This window comes from Sphingomonas sp. IC4-52 (assembly GCF_020707225.1).
GTDB lineage: Bacteria > Pseudomonadota > Alphaproteobacteria > Sphingomonadales > Sphingomonadaceae > Sphingomonas.
This window is the reverse complement of sequence record NZ_JAJFEU010000002.1, coordinates 345,136-360,858: the sequence shown is the minus strand read 5'-3', so window position 1 is coordinate 360,858 and position 15,723 is coordinate 345,136. Positions and strand designations below refer to the sequence as shown.

The window sequence follows — 15,723 nt, the reverse complement described above, 5'->3', positions numbered from 1 at the left end:
CCATCGCGCCGCAGGCCGTTATCCATCAACGCCAACGCGGCGCTCGCTGCAAAGACTGGCCGAAGCGGTCTCCGCCCACCCGGCGATTACGATGGTGCCGGCGCACAAGGCCGCACGTTTACCCCAGCAAGTCGCGATATTCCGGGTGCTTGCGAATGAACGCCGCCACGAACTGGCATTGCGGCACTACCTTCAGCTTCTGGTCACGCGCACTGTCCAGCGCCGCCCGGATCAGCTTGGATCCCACACCCCTGCCCTCGATCTCACGCGGGACGACGGTGTGGGTGAAGACGATGCGATCACCTTCGCGCTGATAAGCGGCGACGGCACGGAAGCCGTCCAGATCGAGCTCGAATTCCTGTTCAGCCCGATTGTCTCGTACATTGTTCATCACGCCGTCCTAGTCGATCCCGCCGCCGGATGCATCGGGCCTGCGCCGGTTGCCGCTGCGGTCCACCGGGCCTAGAGCCGAACGGAATGGCAGCCGATCCCGTTCCCGTCCTCCAGAAGCTGTTTGGTTTTCCCGATTTCCGCGGTGTGCAGCGCCAGGTGGTGGATCGGGTGCTGGCCGGGCAGTCGACGCTCGCTGTCATGCCGACCGGAGCAGGCAAGTCGCTCACCTATCAACTGCCAGCAACGATGCTGGACGGCACCTGCATCGTCGTTTCCCCGCTGATCGCGCTCATGCATGACCAGCTTCGCGCCGCCGAAGCAGTGGGCATCCGCGCAGCCACCCTCACCAGCGTTGACGAGAATCGCGCGGAAACACGCGGCCGCTTCCTCGATGGCGAGTTGGATCTCCTGTACGTCGCGCCGGAACGCGCCTCCACGGCGGATTTCCGCGATTTGCTGGATCGCGGCCGGGTGGCGCTGTTCGCCATCGACGAGGCGCATTGTGTCAGTGAATGGGGCCATGATTTCCGCCCCGACTATCGCCTGCTGCGGCCGCTGCTGGATCGCTACGATGGGGTGCCACGGCTGGCGCTGACCGCCACCGCCGACGAACATACCCGCGCCGACATTCTCGATCAGCTCGGGATCGGGGCCGATGGAATGATCGTCGCTGGTTTCGACCGGCCGAACATCCGCTACGCCATCTCGCCGCGCGACAATACGACACGGCAGATCGCCGACCTGATCCGCGACACGCCCGGGCCGGGCATTGTCTATGCGCAAACCCGCGCCGGCACCGAGAAGCTGGCCGAGGCACTGCGCACCGCCACCGGGCGGCCGGTCAGGGCCTATCACGCCGGGCTCGATCCCGATGTCCGCCGCCGCAACCAGGCGAAATTCGTCGAAAGCGAAGACATGGTCATCGTTGCGACGGTCGCCTTTGGCATGGGCATCGACAAGCCGGACGTGCGCTTCGTCGCCCATGCCGGGCTGCCGAAGTCGATCGAGGCCTATTATCAGGAAACCGGGCGTGCCGGCCGTGATGGCGATCCCTCGGTCGCGCACCTGTTCTGGGGCGCAGAGGATTTCGCCCGCGCCCGCCAACGCATCGCGGAGCTCGATCCGCAGCGCCAGCAGGGCGAGCGCGCACGCCTCAACGCCCTTGGCGCGCTGGTCGAAACGGCGGGATGCCGGCGCCGCATCCTGCTCGCGCATTTCGGAGAGCACCCGCCGGCGAGCTGCGGCAATTGCGACAATTGCCTGTCGCTCCCGGCGGCGATCGACGCGACGGAAACCGCCCGCAAATATCTGTCGGCGGTATTCCGCACCGGTCAGAGCTTCGGTGCCACCTACATCGAAACGGTGCTGACCGGGAAATCCTCCGATCGCAGCCTGATGAACGGGCATGAGGCGCTATCCGTCTGGAACATCGTGGCTGGCGACGAGGCTGCATTGCTGAAGCCGGTCGGTCGGGCGCTCCTGCTTCGCGACGCACTACGCACCAATCCGCATGGTGGGCTGGAGTTCGGGCCTGCCGCCCGCGCGCTGATCAAGGGCGAGGACACGCTTTCGCTGGTCGTCCCCCCAAAACGCGAGCGGCGACGGCGCGGCGGGGATGCAACGCCGAACCCGATCGGGGACGCGCTGTTCGAGGCGCTTCGTACCCGCCGGCGGGAACTGGCGCAGGAGGCCGGCGTGCCGCCCTACGTCATCTTCCACGATTCGGTGCTGCGCGAGATGGCGGCCCGGCGCCCCACCTCGCTTGCCGCCATGGCCCATCTCACTGGCGTCGGGCAGCGCAAGCTGGACGCTTATGGCGAGGCGTTCCTGCGCGTGATCCGCGATCATTAGGCGATCGCGCGGTTGCCCAAGCGGTCGCCCAAGCGGTCCCAGGCATCACGCATAAAAGCTTCGCAGAACCCGTTCTCGGCGGCACGAACCTGCGCTAGAGATCGGCCATGCTCGACATTCGCCGCATTGATGACCGCATCTCCGTCGCCCCACAGATCGACCCGGAGGACATTCCAGCGATCAAGGCGGCGGGCTTTGTCGCCATTGTCAACAATCGGCCCGACGGCGAGGAAGATGGTCAGCCGAGCGGCGACGCCGTGCGCGCGGCAGCGGAAGATCACGGTCTGGCGTATACCGCCATCCCGATCACCCATGCCGGCTTTTCCATGCCGCAGGTGACGGCGATGATCGACGCATTGGGCGCGGCCCGCGGGCCGGTGCTGGCCTATTGCCGGTCGGGCACGCGCTCCTGCAACCTGTGGGCGCTGTCGCAGGCTGGCCTTGGCGCAGAGCCGGACGAACTGACCAGCCAGGCACGCGGCGCGGGCTATGACATCACGGGTCTTCGCCCGCTGATGGATGCGGTGGCGCCTCCCAAATGATCTGGATCCTGGCGGGCGCAGCGCTCGCCACGGTGATCGCATTGGGTGCCGCGGCCTTTTGGCTGGTTCGGCGCAGCGGAGGCACCCGCCTGAACACGCCGGAGGAAGCGATGCGGGCTGCCGATCAGGCAATCGCCGGCTTTGTTGCGCTTTCGGCAGCGGTGGGGGCGGATGGCCAGGCGGCGCTGGTGTTCGGAGAGGGCGTGCGGGTTGCGGTGGTCAAGGTCCGCCGCGCGGGAGCCGCGGCGCGCGAGATCGTCTGGGGCGATGTGCGTGCCACGCGGGACGGATTGCTGGTCGCGACCGGCGACTGGCGGCTCGGCACGGTGCTGGTCGCCGATGTCGACAATCTGGACGTGCGCCGCCTCGCGCCGCAGCTGACGCGCGGCTGATCCGCGCGGCAGAAACACGGTTCAGGTAACCAGCCGCTGGAGCGCTGCAAGCGTATCCGCTTCTGCCGCGGGCTTGTCGGTGCGGATCCGGGCGATCCGCGGGAAACGCATGGCCACACCGGACTTGTGCCGCTTGGAGGCGTGGATTGAATCAAACGCCACCTCCAGCACCAGTGTCTTTTCCACCTCGCGAACCGGGCCGAAGCGATTGAGGGTATGGGTCCGCACGAACTTGTCGAGCTGCCGCAATTCCTCGTCGGTGATCCCCGAATACGCCTTGCCGACAGGCAGCAGCTCGCCCTCCTCAGTCCAGCAACCGAAGGTGTAGTCGCTGTAATAGGATGACCGCCGCCCATTGCCTCGCTGGGCGTACATCATCACGCAATCGGCGGTCAGGGGATCGCGCTTCCACTTGTACCACAGTCCCGCGCGGCGCCCCGGCACATAAGGCGCGTCGCGGCGCTTCAGCATGACGCCCTCGATCGCCGCATCCCGGGCGCCGGCGCGAATGCCTTCCAGCTCTGTGAAATCCGCTGCCTCGATCAGCGCGCTGACATCGAAACGGTCGGGGTTGAGCCGCTGGGCGAAGGTTTCCAGCCGCGCCCGCCGCGCGTGCCAGGGAAGCTCGCGCAGGTCCTCCTTCCCGTCGAACAATATGTCGTACAGCCGGACAAACGCAGGCGCCTCCTCCAGCATCTTGGCCGACACCACCTTTCGGCCGAGCCGCTGCTGAAGCGCATTGAAGCTGCCGGCACCGCCGCCTTCCTCACCGCTCTTGGCCAGTGCGCTGCCCTGCGCCTCGCCGCGCACCAGCAGTTCGCCATCGACGACCCCATGCTCCGCAAACGCCGATGCGACGTCGGGGAAGGCGCGGGTCACGTCGTCGCCGGTGCGGCTGTACAGGCGCGTTTCCCCGCCCAGATGCACGATCTGGACCCGGATGCCGTCCCATTTCCATTCCGCGGCATAATCGGCGAGGTCGACGCGCAGGTCCTCCAGCGGATGCGCCAGCATGAACGGCCGGAACACCGGGACGTTTTCCGCCGTCGGTTGCTCGCCACGCCCCTCGGCCCAGGCGAACAAGGTAGCATAAGGCGGCTCGATACCGTGCCAGACCTCCTCCACCGCATCCACGTCGATGCCAAACGCATCGGCGAGCGCCTGCTTCGCCAGTCGGGCGGACACCCCGACCCGCAGCGCGCCCGTCGCCATCTTGAGCAGCGCGAACCGCTCTTCGGCGTCCAGCACGTCCAGCATCTGGGCGAGCGCCGCTGGGGCCTCGCTGCGCGACAGGTGCATCAGTCGGTCGATCACCTCGGCCACCGAGAGCGGCGCCGCTTTTTCCGGCAAGTCAGGCGCTGGCCAGAGCAAGGCGATGGTTTCCGCCGAATCGCCAACGAAGTCGCGGCTCATGCGGTACAGCACGGGATCGACCCGTTCCTCGATCAGGCCGCGGATCACCGCGGGCTTCACTCCGGCAATATCAAGATCGCCGGTCAACGCCGCCATCGCCCAGCCCCGGTCGGGATCAGGCGTGGTGCGGAGATAATCTCCGATCAGTTTCAGCTTCGCATTGCGCGAGCGGGTGTAGATCAGCGAGTCGAGTAGCTGCGCAAAGGCGTGCATGATGGTGCAACGCTTGGCGTGGCAGATGCGCTCCGGCTAGCGGGCATCAATGACCCGCACGCTCCGCTACACGCTTCTCGTCCTGGCGATCGCCGTTCTCGCGGGCTGTGCGGTGATCGCCTACGCCTATCGCGAAGCGCATGGCGGCGCGGTGGTGCGGCAGGCCTCCATCGCGCTGCCGAACTGGCCTGCCGACGCGCCGCCCATTACCGTGGCGCTGGCCAGCGACATCCACGTCGGCGGCGGCTCCATGTCGCCCGCCCGTCTCGGACGACTGATTGACCAGATCGCAGCGGAGCGCCCCGATCTCGCGCTGTTCGCCGGTGACTTCATCGACGGCCATGATGCCCGCACCGCCCGGGCCGCGGCGCCAGTGCTTACCGCCGCCTTCCGGCGATTGCGCCCGCCTCTCGGCACGGTCGCGGTGCTTGGCAATCACGACAATGACAGTGATCCCGCAAGCGTGGCGGCCGCCCTGCGCCGCGCCGGCGTCACTGTGCTGGAAAATGCAGTGATGCGTGCCGGCCCGCTGGCCGTGGGCGGCGTTGGGGACGCCTATAGCGGCCACGACCGGCTAGAGGACACAGCACGGCGGCTGCGGCCGCTTCCCGGCGCTCGCCTCATGCTCACCCATTCCCCCGATGTTGCACCACGCCTATCGGAAGACATGCCGTTGCTGCTCGCGGGGCACACCCATTGCGGCCAAATCGTGCTGCCGCTGCTCGGGGCCTTGTGGATACCGGCGCGCCATGGCCGGCGCTATGGATGCGGCATCATCCGCGAAAGGGGCCGAACCGTGGTCGTGGGCGCCGGGCTCGGCACCAGCCTTCTGCCGCTGCGGTTCGGCGCGCCGCCGGACGTCTGGCTGCTCCGTCTCCACGGGGCTCAGCAGCCAGCGCCACGCGCCAGCCGCTGAGCACCCGCAGGAGCAAGACTCAGCCCTTGCGGCTAGCCTCGAACAGGAACCAGGCCCGCTCCTCGGCCTGATCGGTCCATTCATCAACGATGCCGCTGGTGGCATTGTCCTTCGCGGCCTCGGCCGCTTCCTTCACCGCGCGGAAGCTTTCGACCAGCTTCAGATTGTCGTCGCGCAGTTCACCCAGCATTTCGTCCGCCGGAACGAAATCGCGGTCATTGTCGGCGATGGTCTGGCGACGGGAAATGTCGCCGATGGAGCGCAGCGTCAGGTTGCCCGTCTTGCGAACGCGCTCGGCAATGGCGTCAGTCACGCCCAGGATCTGCGCCGCCTGATCGTCCAGCAGCAGGTGATAGTCCCGGAAATGCGGTCCCGAGACATGCCAGTGGAAGTTCTTCGTCTTGAGGTACAGGGCATAACAATCGGCGAGCGCCGAATTCAGCGCGTCGGCAACCGAGCGAGTGTCGTTGCGGCGCAGGTCGGACGGGGTCTTCAGGTCGGGGGCGATGTCGGACACGGTGATGCGCTCCAAAGATAGGCTTCGTTGCGTTAACGGACCGACCGGCAAATCGCTCCCCGTGATTCACCGTGGCGGGTTCAGCCCTGCCCCGAACGCTCGTCAGATCAGGCGAAGCGCCGACAGGCCAGTCACGACACCCACCAACGCCAGCAGCACGGCCGAAGCGATGCGAATCGGGCGTTGCGGCAGGGCGAGCCACCGTTCCTCCCCCATCAATGTTGCGGGGGCTGCCACCGCGAGTGCGCCGATCGTGCCGCCGACCGCTGCCAGCCACGGCAACTCGCTGCGCACGGCGAGCGCCAGCACGACGAATTGCATCCGATCCCCGAAGATCATGATGGCGAGGCCAAGCGTGCTGGTGCCGAGTGCCCCCAGCCGCCATCCTTCGAGCCGGTCAGGCGATCGTGCACGCAACGTGGTGCCCACCGCGGCGAGCAACAGCGCAAGCGCCAGAAGCAGCAGCCGCGCTTCCGTGGAAAGCAGCGGCGCGATGATCATCGCCCCCGCGACACCAAGCGCGTAATTGGCGGCGAGTGCCACGGCGGTGGCCATGATCACCATCACCGGCGCCCGAAATCGGTCGGCCAGGATCGCCGCAAGCCAGGGGGTCTTGTCCCCGGCCTGGCAAATCGCCCCCAGCACCAATGCGGCCATCAATGCGTCCATGACGACCGATCAGATCCTCGAAGCGTCGGGGCGGCCGCGGGGGTCCCCCTACTCTGCCGATTCTCGCCATCACTCACCCGTTTCCCCTTCACCTTTCCCTTGCCACCGCTGCCGTTGTCCGCTCCAATCCGCCGTGGCGATGCGGCATGAAGGTGCCGTTAAGGCGGCCTCTGCTTGACTTTGCGAGCATGATCCTTCATGCGCCCGGCATTGAAAGCGGCGCGCCCACGCTCGCCGCTATTTTTTGTTTCGCTTCAAGAACAGGATTCGCGGGTCATGGCAAAGCCGACCACCGTCAAGATCAAGCTCGTCAGCTCGGCTGACACCGGCTTCTTCTATGTCACCAAGAAGAACCCCCGTACCAAGACCGAGAAGCTGAGCTTCAACAAGTACGACCCGGTCGCGCGCAAGCACGTCGAGTTCAAGGAAGCGAAGATCAAGTAATCCGCCGTGACTGGCGAACGCCCCCGAATTGGCGTTCGCCCACGATGTCGGATGGCGTCATTGCGTACGCTCGCGACTGCTGTCGTGGCGACCGCGTGCCAGACGCCTGACGCGGAACACGTCGAGACGCGCCTGATCGTCTGATCGGGCGGTCCGACCTATTTTCCTGATCCGCAGATCACTGGCCCGCCGGACGCCGCGCGTACCGTGCACTTGGCCGGTCCACTTACCGTCACCTTGCCCAGCCCGCTTGTGGTGACCTGCGCCGTCTGCCGCGCCATGGCCCTGGTTTCGCCCAGGCCGTTCAACTGCACCACCAGATCCTTCACCGCCATGTTGGTGGCGTCGATGGTGCCCGTCCCGTCGCTGCTCAGGCGAGCGCGGTTCGTCTGACCGCTGACGGTAAGCGCGCCGGCACCCAGCAGCGCGGCGGTGAACTGGTCGGCGTCGACCCGATCGACCACCAGGCTGCCCGACCCCTGAACCGACACCGCCACCTGCTGGCCCTTCATACGGTTGACGCTGGTGCGCGCGCCCGCGGACACCGCCAGGTTGGTCAGCCGCGGCGTGAACAGGGTGATGACGGGGGGTGCAGCCTTGGGATTGGCGAATCGCTCGCCCCAGCTGCCGGTGCCAAGTCGGACGGTCAGCGTGGCACCATTTACCGCTACAGCCACCCGCTCGATCAGGTCGCGGTCGCCCGTTACCTTTGCCCCCGGCGATGCGCCGGCGACGATACGCACCTCGAACGGTCCGTCAATTCGCACCCGTTCGAAGCTGCCGACCGAAACGACTCGCTCTGCGGCCGCCGCTGGCAGCGGAGCGACAAGGGCGAGGAGGGGCGTGAGGCGCGCAATCATGGCACCTCACGTTGCACCGCCCCCGCCATCGTGCAAGGACTCAGCCGCCGCAGCGCACGTCGCCAGTCCCGACCTTGCTGATGTCGCACTTCGCCTGCGGACCAAGATCGACGTCCCCGGCGCCCATGATGGCGACCTTGGCCGGCCCGTTCACCACCGCACGCACGTTGCCTGCGCCGGCGATATTCACATCAGCGCTGGTGGCGCGCAGCCCTGCCGCTTCGACATCGCCGGACCCGGCGATGTTCACCGCAAGCGCATCCGCCTCACCATTGGCCTCAGCGCTGCCGGAGCCGGCAATCGACAGCTCGAGCCGATCGACGCCCACCCGGCCCAGCTTCAGCGCGCCTGAGCCGGCGATGCTGCCGTCAAAGGCGCCGCCTTCGATGCGGTCGATGGCAATATCGCCTGACCCCGCCAGCCTGGCTGCCTCGATGCGCGGCATGGTGACGTAGATCTTGGCAGAGCCGGAGTTCCAGTTGATCCCGCTGCCCTCGCGCGTGATCAGCAGGCGGCTGCCATCCTTCGCGATCTTCACACGGGAAAGAACGTCGTCGTCTCCCTCGGCGCGAACCGAAAACCCGGTCCCGACACGAACGTCCACATCGTCCGGCCCGCGCTGTTCGATGCTGGAGAAGTCCGCAACGGCGTAGCGCCGCTCGTTCCCCGATCCAGTACCAGGAACGCCAGGCACATCATCGTCGCCGGACCACACCCCACATGCTGCCAACGGGAGCAAGAGAGCCAAAGCTGATACGCGCATCGTTTCCTCCTGTGTATTGCTACACTAATACACAACTCGCGTATCGGCAACCCTCAGCCGCCGCAGATCGCCCTTCCACTGCCGACGCGCCGTACGGTGCAGCGCGCGCGCTGCCCCAGATCGACGACGCCGCTGCCGGTCAGCGAAACGGCGGCAGGGCCGTCGACCAGCGCGCTGATGCGGCCCGAACCGGCGGTGGAGACGGTGGCGCTCGATGCCCGCAATCCCGGCGCTGCGAACCTGCCAGATCCGCCATTGTTGACCGTCAGTTGGTTGACGCGGCCCGAGGCGGAAATCTCACCGGACCCGCCGATCGAGACGGTCAGTTCGTCCAGTGCCACCGTGCCGAGTGCAAGAGTACCCGATCCGCCCACCGACGCGCGCAGGCTCGCCCCGCTCGCCCGGTCCACCGTCATTCGGCCAGATCCGCCGATGCTGGCCGCGGCAAGGCTGGGCATGGTGATGGTCACCCGCACCTGTTGATCCACCGCATTGCGGTTGTTGCGCCAGCCATTGCGGGGCCGGATACGCAGAGAGCGGCCTTCCCGCTCGATCAGCAGCCGCCCCAGCGCCTCTGCCGGCCCGGTCGCACGCACTGACCAGGCGGGCCCGACCCGTACGTCGACCGATGCCGACGTGCCCAGCGCGACGCTGTCGAAATCGCCGACGCGATAGACAAGCGCCTCGCCCTCGCGCTGCCCCGTGACTTCTTCGGCCTGGGCACTGGTCGCTACTGAGACGAGGGCAAGGGTGAACAGATAGCCGGTCAGTCGCATGATCATCTCCCTGGTGTATTTGTCGAATAATACACTCGGAGGATTACACATGTAAACAGTTGAAGCGTCTGCACACAAAAAGGGGCGGCCCGATGAAGGCCGCCCCTTTTTGGCGATCAGCAATCAGGCGCAGGGGCCGGAAGCCCCCGCCCGCCCTCAGGCCGGGACCTTGTCCTTGTTGTAGATGGCCGCAGCCTGACGGAGGATCTCGAGGATCTTCTCCTGCGCCGCCGGCTCGTCGATCTGCTCCATCGCGGCAAGCTCACGCGCAAGGCGGCTGCATGCCCCCTCGAAGATCTGCCGCTCGGAATAGCTTTGCTCGGGCTGGTCATCGGCACGGAACAGGTCGCGGACCACTTCGGCGATCGACACCAGGTCGCCCGAGTTGATCTTCGCTTCATATTCCTGTGCGCGGCGCGACCACATGGTGCGCTTGACCTTGGGCTTGCCCTTCAGGGTCTCCATCGCCTCGCGCATCGTCTTGTCCGACGACAGCTTGCGCATGCCCACGCTCTCGGCCTTGTTGGTCGGCACGCGGAGCGTCATTTTTTCCTTTTCGAAGCGCAGCACGTAAAGCTCGAGCTGCATGCCGGCGATTTCCTGTTTCTGCAGCTCGATCACACGGCCGACACCGTGCTTCGGGTAAACAACATAATCACCGACATCGAAATGCAGCGCCTTGGCAGCCATAGGAACCGGATCCTCTGGGTTGAATCACGCCATCGGCACAATCATACGAACGTTTCCGCCCGCCTGAGCCCGTCCATCATGACGTGAAGGGTTAGCGTCTCCAGCGAACGCGCTAGGTCAATGCGTCCGTCACGGGCTTATATAGCAGCATTGCAACAATATTACCAGCGCAGATCAGTCAGCATCGCTGGCGCAACCGCCGTGCTGCACGGTCGCGCGTGGGACCGTGCATTCACCGGCGGGAACGGCACGCTTCAGCCGCAAGGCTGGCACCCGCCTGCCCGCGCTTCAACTGCGGGCTCTACCTAGGGGATGACGGGAGGGCGCTCAGCCCTCAGTCACCGGCGCCGGGCTCGGGCGAGAAATATTTGTCATACTTCCCTTCCTCGCCCTTGTGCTCGTCCGCGTCCGCGGGCGTCTGGTCCATCTTGCGGGTGACGTTCGGCCACTGGCCCGAGAAGGTGGCGTTCAGTTCCAGCCACTGCTCCAGGCCGTTCTCCGTGTCCGGCAGAATCGCTTCGGCCGGGCACTCGGGCTCGCACACGCCGCAGTCGATACACTCGCTCGGATTGATGACGAGCATGTTCTCGCCCTCATAGAAGCAGTCGACCGGGCACACCTCGACGCAATCCATATATTTGCAACGGATGCACGCGTCGGTGACGACATAGGTCATGGCCGGCAAAACTCCTTCGATCGGCAGACTGGGCGCCGCTGCTATTCGGGCCGCCTGCCAGCGTCAATCGCCGTTGCTCTTCTGCGATTCGTTCGCGCTCACGGCATCTGCTTCAAGATCGCGATAGCACAGCCTGGCTTCGGGTGCAGGCCCACGGCGCTGGGGCAGTGCCTCGATGCGCAGGACGCGCACCGATCCCGCCTTGAAGAAGGTCAGGACATTGCCGACTCGCACCGGCGCATGGGCCCGGTCGATCGGCCGCCCGTTGATGCGCAGGCGGCCATCGGCGGCCATTGCCTGCGCCACGTCGCGCGTCTTGGCGAGTCGGGCGAACCACAAAAAGCGGTCCAGGCGCATGGTCGCCTCAGTCAAAGGCCCACTCCGCCAGCGCGGCAAAGGCATTGTCGGACTTCGGCCTGACCACCTTGGCCGCAGGACGCCCGCGCCAGGCCCAGCGCCCTTCGGCGGCGGGGCGGAAGCCAAGCTCCGCCATCAGGCGCGTGATCGTGCCGACCTCCAGCCCGATCGACGTCGCGAGCGCCGGGTCCGGCAGGAACGGTGCCCGCCCCTTGCGCGCGTCATGCGCCGACCGTGCGATCCGCTCCACCAGGTCAACGCGGACCGCCTGCGTACCCAGGGGACGGAAGCCGGCGGCGAGTGTCGCTCCAGGCGCTCCGCGCGGCAGCACCGTCGCCCCTTCGCGAGCCGCCGGCGGGACGGGCACTCCCGCCGCCGCCAGCACCGCCTCGCGCCACGGGCGAGCGCGCGGCTTCAACAGCCGGGCGTCGAACAGGTCCAGCGCCCCGATCGTCACGCCTGCCTTGCGCAACCGCTGCCGATCATCGGGCGTCAATGCCTCCACGGCGCTCCGCACCGGCAGCCGCTGTGCCAGCCCCGCCCCTCCCTCGATCGCGGCAGCCACGCTGCGCAGCGCGGGCGTCGCGGCGGGATCACGCGCCATCGCCGCCATCTTCGCCAGCACGGGAAGATGCGCGGCCACCGCGTCATCCACCCAGGTCTGGATTCGTTCACTCACCGCACGGCGCAGCGGCGGGTCCAGGCAATCGAGCGCCTCGTCGAGTTGGATCGACGGGCGCCCCAACGATCGGCCGCGCACCAGTCGCGCCACCGGATGGTCCTGCCACGTGACGATCCCGCCCTCGGTCAACGAAAAGGCCTCGTTCTGCGCCGTGCTGAGCGCGCCGCCGCGTGCAGCGCGTTCGCGGCTCAGTTGCTTCTCCGCCGTCGCAAGCAGCAGCCGCTTGTCCGCCGCACGCGCGTCGGGCGCGACAACAAAGCGAAATCCCTGAAGGCGCCCGATCGCATGAGTGTCGATCGTCACTTCGCCTTCGGCGCCAATCTCCACCGGCAGGGCGCCGGCGCCAGCGCCGATCTGCTTCAGCAACACGCTGGTCCGCTTGTCCACAAACCGCTGGGTCAGGCTGGTATGCAGCGCATCGGACAGCCGCTCCTCCACCGCCATGGTCCGCGCTGCCCAATGTTGCGGATCGGCCAGCCAGTCGCGGCGCTGCGCGATATAGGCCCAGGTGCGGATCGCAGCGACCCGCCCGGCGATGGTCTCCACATCGCCATCCACCCGGTCCAGCCGCGCGACCTCATCGGCGAACCATTGGTGCGGCAAATGCCCTTCCGACAAATGGCCGAACACCCGGCTGACGAAGCGGGCATGCGGCTCCACCCCCAGCTTCTGGAAATCGGGAATGCCGCAGACCGCCCACAGGCGCTCCACCTGCCCGCGCGCCCGCGCCCGGATCGCCGGATCCTCGGCCAACCGGCGAAGCACCGCCAGATCCGTCGCTTCGGGTGCAGCACGCAGCGCCTCATGCTGGGGCGGCGCGCTGAGCGAGGCCAACAGGGCGGAGATGCTGGACAGATCCGGATCGCCCTCGCGCCAGTACAGCCAGTCGAGCGTGGGGAAGCGATGCGCCTCGATCGCCAGCACCTCTTCGGGCAGGAACGCCTCCGGCCCTTCTTCCGCGACCGCGCCGAACGTGCCGTCGCGCTGGTGCCGTCCGGCGCGCCCGGCGATCTGCGCCATTTCGGAAACGGTCAGCCGGCGCCGCCGCCGCCCGTCAAACTTGTGCAGGCCCGCAAAGGCGACATGGGCCACATCCATGTTGAGCCCCATGCCAATCGCGTCGGTGGCGACGAGGTAATCCACCTCGCCGGCCTGGAACATCGCGACCTGCGCGTTGCGGGTGCGTGGGGACAGTGCGCCCATGACCACCGCCGCGCCGCCGCGCAGGCGCCGCAGCATTTCGGCGACCGCATAGACCTCCTCGGCGCTGAACGCGACGATCGCGGACCGCCGCGGCAACCGGCTGATCTTCTTGGCCCCGGCATAGGACAGGTCCGAAAAGCGCGGACGCTCCACGATTTCGACGCCGGGCACCAGTGATCGCACCACCGGCTTCAGCGCGGCGGAGCCCAGGATCATCGTTTCCTCGCGCCCCCGCGCATGGAGCAGCCGGTCGGTGAAGACGTGACCTCGTTCGGCGTCGGCGCCAAGCTGCGCCTCGTCGATACCGACAAAGGCGACATCGCGATCCGTGGGCATGCTTTCGGCCGTGCACAGGAACCAGCGCGCGTCCTTGGGAACGATCCGCTCCTCGCCCGTGATCAGGGCAACGCGGTCCGGCCCCTTCATGGCGACGACCCGGTCGTACACCTCTCGCGCCAGCAGGCGCAGCGGAAAGCCGATCATTCCGGATGAATGCGCAACCATCCGCTCAACGGCTAGGTGAGTCTTGCCGGTGTTGGTCGGCCCCAGAACCGCTGTGACGCGGGCATTGTCGTGGCGAGGCATGGTGGGGACAACATCGGGGGAGAGGCATCGCGAATCAACCATTCCCTTCCGGCGCAGGTGCTGAACGGTTCGGCGCAACGCACCGGCTAAGCCTGCGGGTTAATTTGACTTTAGGGTCTTTGCGCCACAACGGCTGGGCCTGCGCCGGGGGTGGATCGGCGAATTGTTGCGTTTGGGGGCGCTCACACTCGCCGTGTTCTTGCGAGAGCAGCCTGGGTTGGAATTGGCCGGCGGCGCGGGTGCGCGCGGGTTCGGCCGTGCCGTTGCGCCTGTGCGGGATCTCTCCTGGCGCGATCACCTGCGCCACACGCTTCACGAAATTGACTGGGTTCCCGATCTCGGCGCGCGCATCGGCAGCGGAACGTGGTGGCGCGGTCTTGCCACCTGCACCGGCCTGATCGCGGCGGCAGTGCTGACTGCACCCGGCATTCAACCGATCCCCGGCTTCGTCGCCACCAGCATGACCGCCGCGGAGCACGAGGAAGCGCGCACGCTCTCGATCGCGCCGCTGGGCCTCGGCGCCTCGACCGGCCGGCGCATGGCCGCCAATGATCTGGTGCGCCCGCTGGCCGAAACGCCGGAGCGCCCGATCATCGAGCTGACCGCAACGCTTGGCAGCGGCGACAGCTTTGGCGCGGCGCTGCAACGCGCCGGCGTTGGTCGCAGCGATGCCGCGCGGGTGGCTGATCTCGTCGCCGCAGAGGTATCGCTCGGCGATCTGAAGCCAGGCACCATGCTCGATCTCACGCTCGGGCGTCGCCAGGACCGCCGCACCGCGCGTCCGCTGGAAAAGATCGCCTTCCGCGCTCGCTTCGATCTCAACCTCGCCGTTCATCGGGAGGGCGATGAGCTCACGCTGGAGCGGCGGCCGATTGCGATCGACCGCACGCCGCTACGGATCCAGGGCCTGGTCGGCTCCAGCCTTTATCGTTCCGCCCGCGCTGCCGGCGCGCCCGCGAAGCTGGTCGAGGCATATATAAAGGCGATCGCCACCCGTACGTCCGTCGGTGCGATCGGCGCGAACGACCGCTTCGACATCATCGCCGATCACGCCCGCGCCGCTACTGGCGAGGTTCAGGTCGGCCAGTTGCAATATGCCGGGCTGGATCAGGGTCGGAAGAAGCTTCGCCTCGTCCGTTGGGAGGATGGTGACGGCAAGGGCGGCCAGTTCTGGGATGCCAATGGCCAGTCGGAACGCCGCGGCTTCATGGGCATGCCCGTCGCTGGCCGCGTTTCCTCCACCTATGGCATGCGCCGCCATCCGCTGCTCGGCTTCCTGCGCATGCACAAGGGCATGGATCTCGCCGCGCCGCACGGAACGCCGATCTATGCCCCGATCGAGGGCCGCGTGGTGATGGCCGGGCGCAACCGCGGGTACGGCAATTTCGTGAAGCTGAACCACGCCGCCGGCGTCTCGAGCGGCTATGGCCACATGAGCCGCATCGCCGTTCGCCCTGGCCAATCCGTGTCGCGCGGCCAGGTGATCGGCTATGTCGGCTCCACCGGCCTTTCCACCGGTCCCCACCTCCATTGGGAAGTGTGGAAGAACGGCCAACCCGTGAACCCCCGCTCCATCTCGCTCTCCAGCGTCGCCACCTTGTCCGGCGAAAAGCTGCGCGCGTTCAAGGCAAAGGTCGCGAACCTGCTGGCAGTGCAAGCGGCGAATTGATCGGCGAGCGGGGGGTGTTTCGCCTCCGCCACCATGGCGGCGAAAGGAAGCCCCACCCTCGCCTACTCCCCGTCACTCCCGCGAAGATGACGGTGGAATCTTGCCCGTGAGA

At 67.1% G+C, this 15,723-nt stretch carries 17 protein-coding genes; 6 read left to right on the top strand and 11 right to left on the bottom strand.

Annotated features, from left to right (window positions below; translation table 11 throughout):
- Nucleotides 1-118 precede the first annotated feature (118 nt).
- A complete protein-coding gene (locus tag LK535_RS08165; protein WP_227771401.1) occupies nucleotides 119-391 on the bottom strand; it encodes a GNAT family N-acetyltransferase in 273 nt (90 codons plus the stop codon).
- Nucleotides 392-477: 86 nt separating this feature from the next.
- Between LK535_RS08165 and recQ the strand changes: the two genes are divergently transcribed.
- From recQ to LK535_RS08150, 3 genes are all read left to right on the top strand, one after another.
- Nucleotides 478-2,244, top strand: a complete 1,767-nt coding sequence (gene recQ, locus LK535_RS08160) for a DNA helicase RecQ (protein WP_227771400.1) — start codon at nucleotides 478-480, stop codon at nucleotides 2,242-2,244.
- Nucleotides 2,245-2,351: 107 nt separating this feature from the next.
- Nucleotides 2,352-2,786, top strand: a complete 435-nt coding sequence (locus tag LK535_RS08155; protein WP_227771399.1) for a TIGR01244 family sulfur transferase — start codon at nucleotides 2,352-2,354, stop codon at nucleotides 2,784-2,786.
- Nucleotides 2,783-3,178, top strand: coding sequence for a hypothetical protein (locus LK535_RS08150; RefSeq protein ID WP_227771398.1), 396 nt, complete (start codon nucleotides 2,783-2,785; stop codon nucleotides 3,176-3,178). Before LK535_RS08155 ends, LK535_RS08150 begins: the two co-directional genes overlap by 4 nt.
- Before the next feature lie 21 nt (nucleotides 3,179-3,199).
- Here the strand turns inward: LK535_RS08150 and LK535_RS08145 are convergent, their stop codons facing one another.
- Nucleotides 3,200-4,804, bottom strand: a complete 1,605-nt coding sequence (locus LK535_RS08145; RefSeq protein ID WP_227771397.1) for a cisplatin damage response ATP-dependent DNA ligase — start codon at nucleotides 4,802-4,804, stop codon at nucleotides 3,200-3,202.
- 49 nt (nucleotides 4,805-4,853) lie between these two features.
- On the opposite strand from LK535_RS08145, the gene LK535_RS08140 reads away from it, so the two are divergent.
- Nucleotides 4,854-5,720, top strand: a complete 867-nt coding sequence (locus LK535_RS08140; RefSeq protein ID WP_227771396.1) for a metallophosphoesterase — start codon at nucleotides 4,854-4,856, stop codon at nucleotides 5,718-5,720.
- 19 nt (nucleotides 5,721-5,739) lie between these two features.
- Here LK535_RS08140 and LK535_RS08135 read toward each other — a convergent pair whose 3' ends face one another.
- Entirely contained in the window at nucleotides 5,740-6,237 is a 498-nt protein-coding gene (locus tag LK535_RS08135; RefSeq protein ID WP_227771395.1) for a Dps family protein, read from the bottom strand.
- A gap of 102 nt (nucleotides 6,238-6,339) precedes the next feature.
- Nucleotides 6,340-6,906, bottom strand: coding sequence for a TMEM165/GDT1 family protein (locus LK535_RS08130; protein ID WP_227771394.1), 567 nt, complete (start codon nucleotides 6,904-6,906; stop codon nucleotides 6,340-6,342).
- Between the two features lie 276 nt (nucleotides 6,907-7,182).
- Here LK535_RS08130 and rpmG point away from each other — a divergent pair, with 276 nt between their 5' ends.
- Complete coding sequence (gene rpmG, locus LK535_RS08125) at nucleotides 7,183-7,350, top strand: 50S ribosomal protein L33 (protein WP_168135232.1); 168 nt, start codon at nucleotides 7,183-7,185, stop codon at nucleotides 7,348-7,350.
- Nucleotides 7,351-7,508: 158 nt separating this feature from the next.
- Here the strand turns inward: rpmG and LK535_RS08120 are convergent, their stop codons facing one another.
- The 7 genes from LK535_RS08120 to LK535_RS08090 form a co-directional block, all read right to left on the bottom strand.
- Nucleotides 7,509-8,210, bottom strand: coding sequence for a GIN domain-containing protein (locus LK535_RS08120; RefSeq protein ID WP_227771393.1), 702 nt, complete (start codon nucleotides 8,208-8,210; stop codon nucleotides 7,509-7,511).
- A gap of 40 nt (nucleotides 8,211-8,250) precedes the next feature.
- A complete protein-coding gene (locus LK535_RS08115; protein WP_227771392.1) occupies nucleotides 8,251-8,904 on the bottom strand; it encodes a head GIN domain-containing protein in 654 nt (217 codons plus the stop codon).
- 122 nt (nucleotides 8,905-9,026) lie between these two features.
- A complete protein-coding gene (locus tag LK535_RS08110) occupies nucleotides 9,027-9,749 on the bottom strand; it encodes a head GIN domain-containing protein (protein ID WP_227771391.1) in 723 nt (240 codons plus the stop codon).
- 156 nt (nucleotides 9,750-9,905) lie between these two features.
- Entirely contained in the window at nucleotides 9,906-10,439 is a 534-nt protein-coding gene (locus tag LK535_RS08105) for a CarD family transcriptional regulator (RefSeq protein ID WP_066777570.1), read from the bottom strand.
- Between the two features lie 334 nt (nucleotides 10,440-10,773).
- Nucleotides 10,774-11,115 carry a ferredoxin FdxA gene (gene fdxA, locus LK535_RS08100; protein ID WP_227771390.1) on the bottom strand — a complete coding sequence of 114 codons (342 nt, stop codon included), beginning with the start codon at nucleotides 11,113-11,115 and terminating at the stop codon, nucleotides 10,774-10,776.
- Nucleotides 11,116-11,178: 63 nt separating this feature from the next.
- The gene (locus LK535_RS08095; protein ID WP_227771574.1) at nucleotides 11,179-11,472 is read right to left on the bottom strand and encodes an RNA-binding S4 domain-containing protein; all 294 of its coding nucleotides are present in this window, start codon (nucleotides 11,470-11,472) and stop codon (nucleotides 11,179-11,181) included.
- A gap of 7 nt (nucleotides 11,473-11,479) precedes the next feature.
- A complete protein-coding gene (locus LK535_RS08090) occupies nucleotides 11,480-13,942 on the bottom strand; it encodes a helicase-related protein (RefSeq protein WP_227771573.1) in 2,463 nt (820 codons plus the stop codon).
- Between the two features lie 217 nt (nucleotides 13,943-14,159).
- Here LK535_RS08090 and LK535_RS08085 point away from each other — a divergent pair, with 217 nt between their 5' ends.
- Nucleotides 14,160-15,611 carry a M23 family metallopeptidase gene (locus LK535_RS08085; RefSeq protein WP_265334111.1) on the top strand — a complete coding sequence of 484 codons (1,452 nt, stop codon included), beginning with the start codon at nucleotides 14,160-14,162 and terminating at the stop codon, nucleotides 15,609-15,611.
- Nucleotides 15,612-15,723: the final 112 nt, after the last annotated feature.

Coding starts and splice junctions, on each gene's coding strand:
- LK535_RS08165 (WP_227771401.1), bottom strand. CDS start 391: ATGAACAATGTACGAGACAATCGGGCTGAACAGGAATTCGAGCTCGAT.
- recQ (WP_227771400.1), top strand. CDS start 478: ATGGCAGCCGATCCCGTTCCCGTCCTCCAGAAGCTGTTTGGTTTTCCC.
- LK535_RS08155 (WP_227771399.1), top strand. CDS start 2,352: ATGCTCGACATTCGCCGCATTGATGACCGCATCTCCGTCGCCCCACAG.
- LK535_RS08150 (WP_227771398.1), top strand. CDS start 2,783: ATGATCTGGATCCTGGCGGGCGCAGCGCTCGCCACGGTGATCGCATTG.
- LK535_RS08145 (WP_227771397.1), bottom strand. CDS start 4,804: ATGCACGCCTTTGCGCAGCTACTCGACTCGCTGATCTACACCCGCTCG.
- LK535_RS08140 (WP_227771396.1), top strand. CDS start 4,854: ATGACCCGCACGCTCCGCTACACGCTTCTCGTCCTGGCGATCGCCGTT.
- LK535_RS08130 (WP_227771394.1), bottom strand. CDS start 6,906: ATGGACGCATTGATGGCCGCATTGGTGCTGGGGGCGATTTGCCAGGCC.
- rpmG (WP_168135232.1), top strand. CDS start 7,183: ATGGCAAAGCCGACCACCGTCAAGATCAAGCTCGTCAGCTCGGCTGAC.
- LK535_RS08120 (WP_227771393.1), bottom strand. CDS start 8,210: ATGATTGCGCGCCTCACGCCCCTCCTCGCCCTTGTCGCTCCGCTGCCA.
- LK535_RS08110 (WP_227771391.1), bottom strand. CDS start 9,749: ATGCGACTGACCGGCTATCTGTTCACCCTTGCCCTCGTCTCAGTAGCG.
- LK535_RS08105 (WP_066777570.1), bottom strand. CDS start 10,439: ATGGCTGCCAAGGCGCTGCATTTCGATGTCGGTGATTATGTTGTTTAC.
- fdxA (WP_227771390.1), bottom strand. CDS start 11,115: ATGACCTATGTCGTCACCGACGCGTGCATCCGTTGCAAATATATGGAT.
- LK535_RS08095 (WP_227771574.1), bottom strand. CDS start 11,472: ATGCGCCTGGACCGCTTTTTGTGGTTCGCCCGACTCGCCAAGACGCGC.
- LK535_RS08090 (WP_227771573.1), bottom strand. CDS start 13,942: ATGCCTCGCCACGACAATGCCCGCGTCACAGCGGTTCTGGGGCCGACC.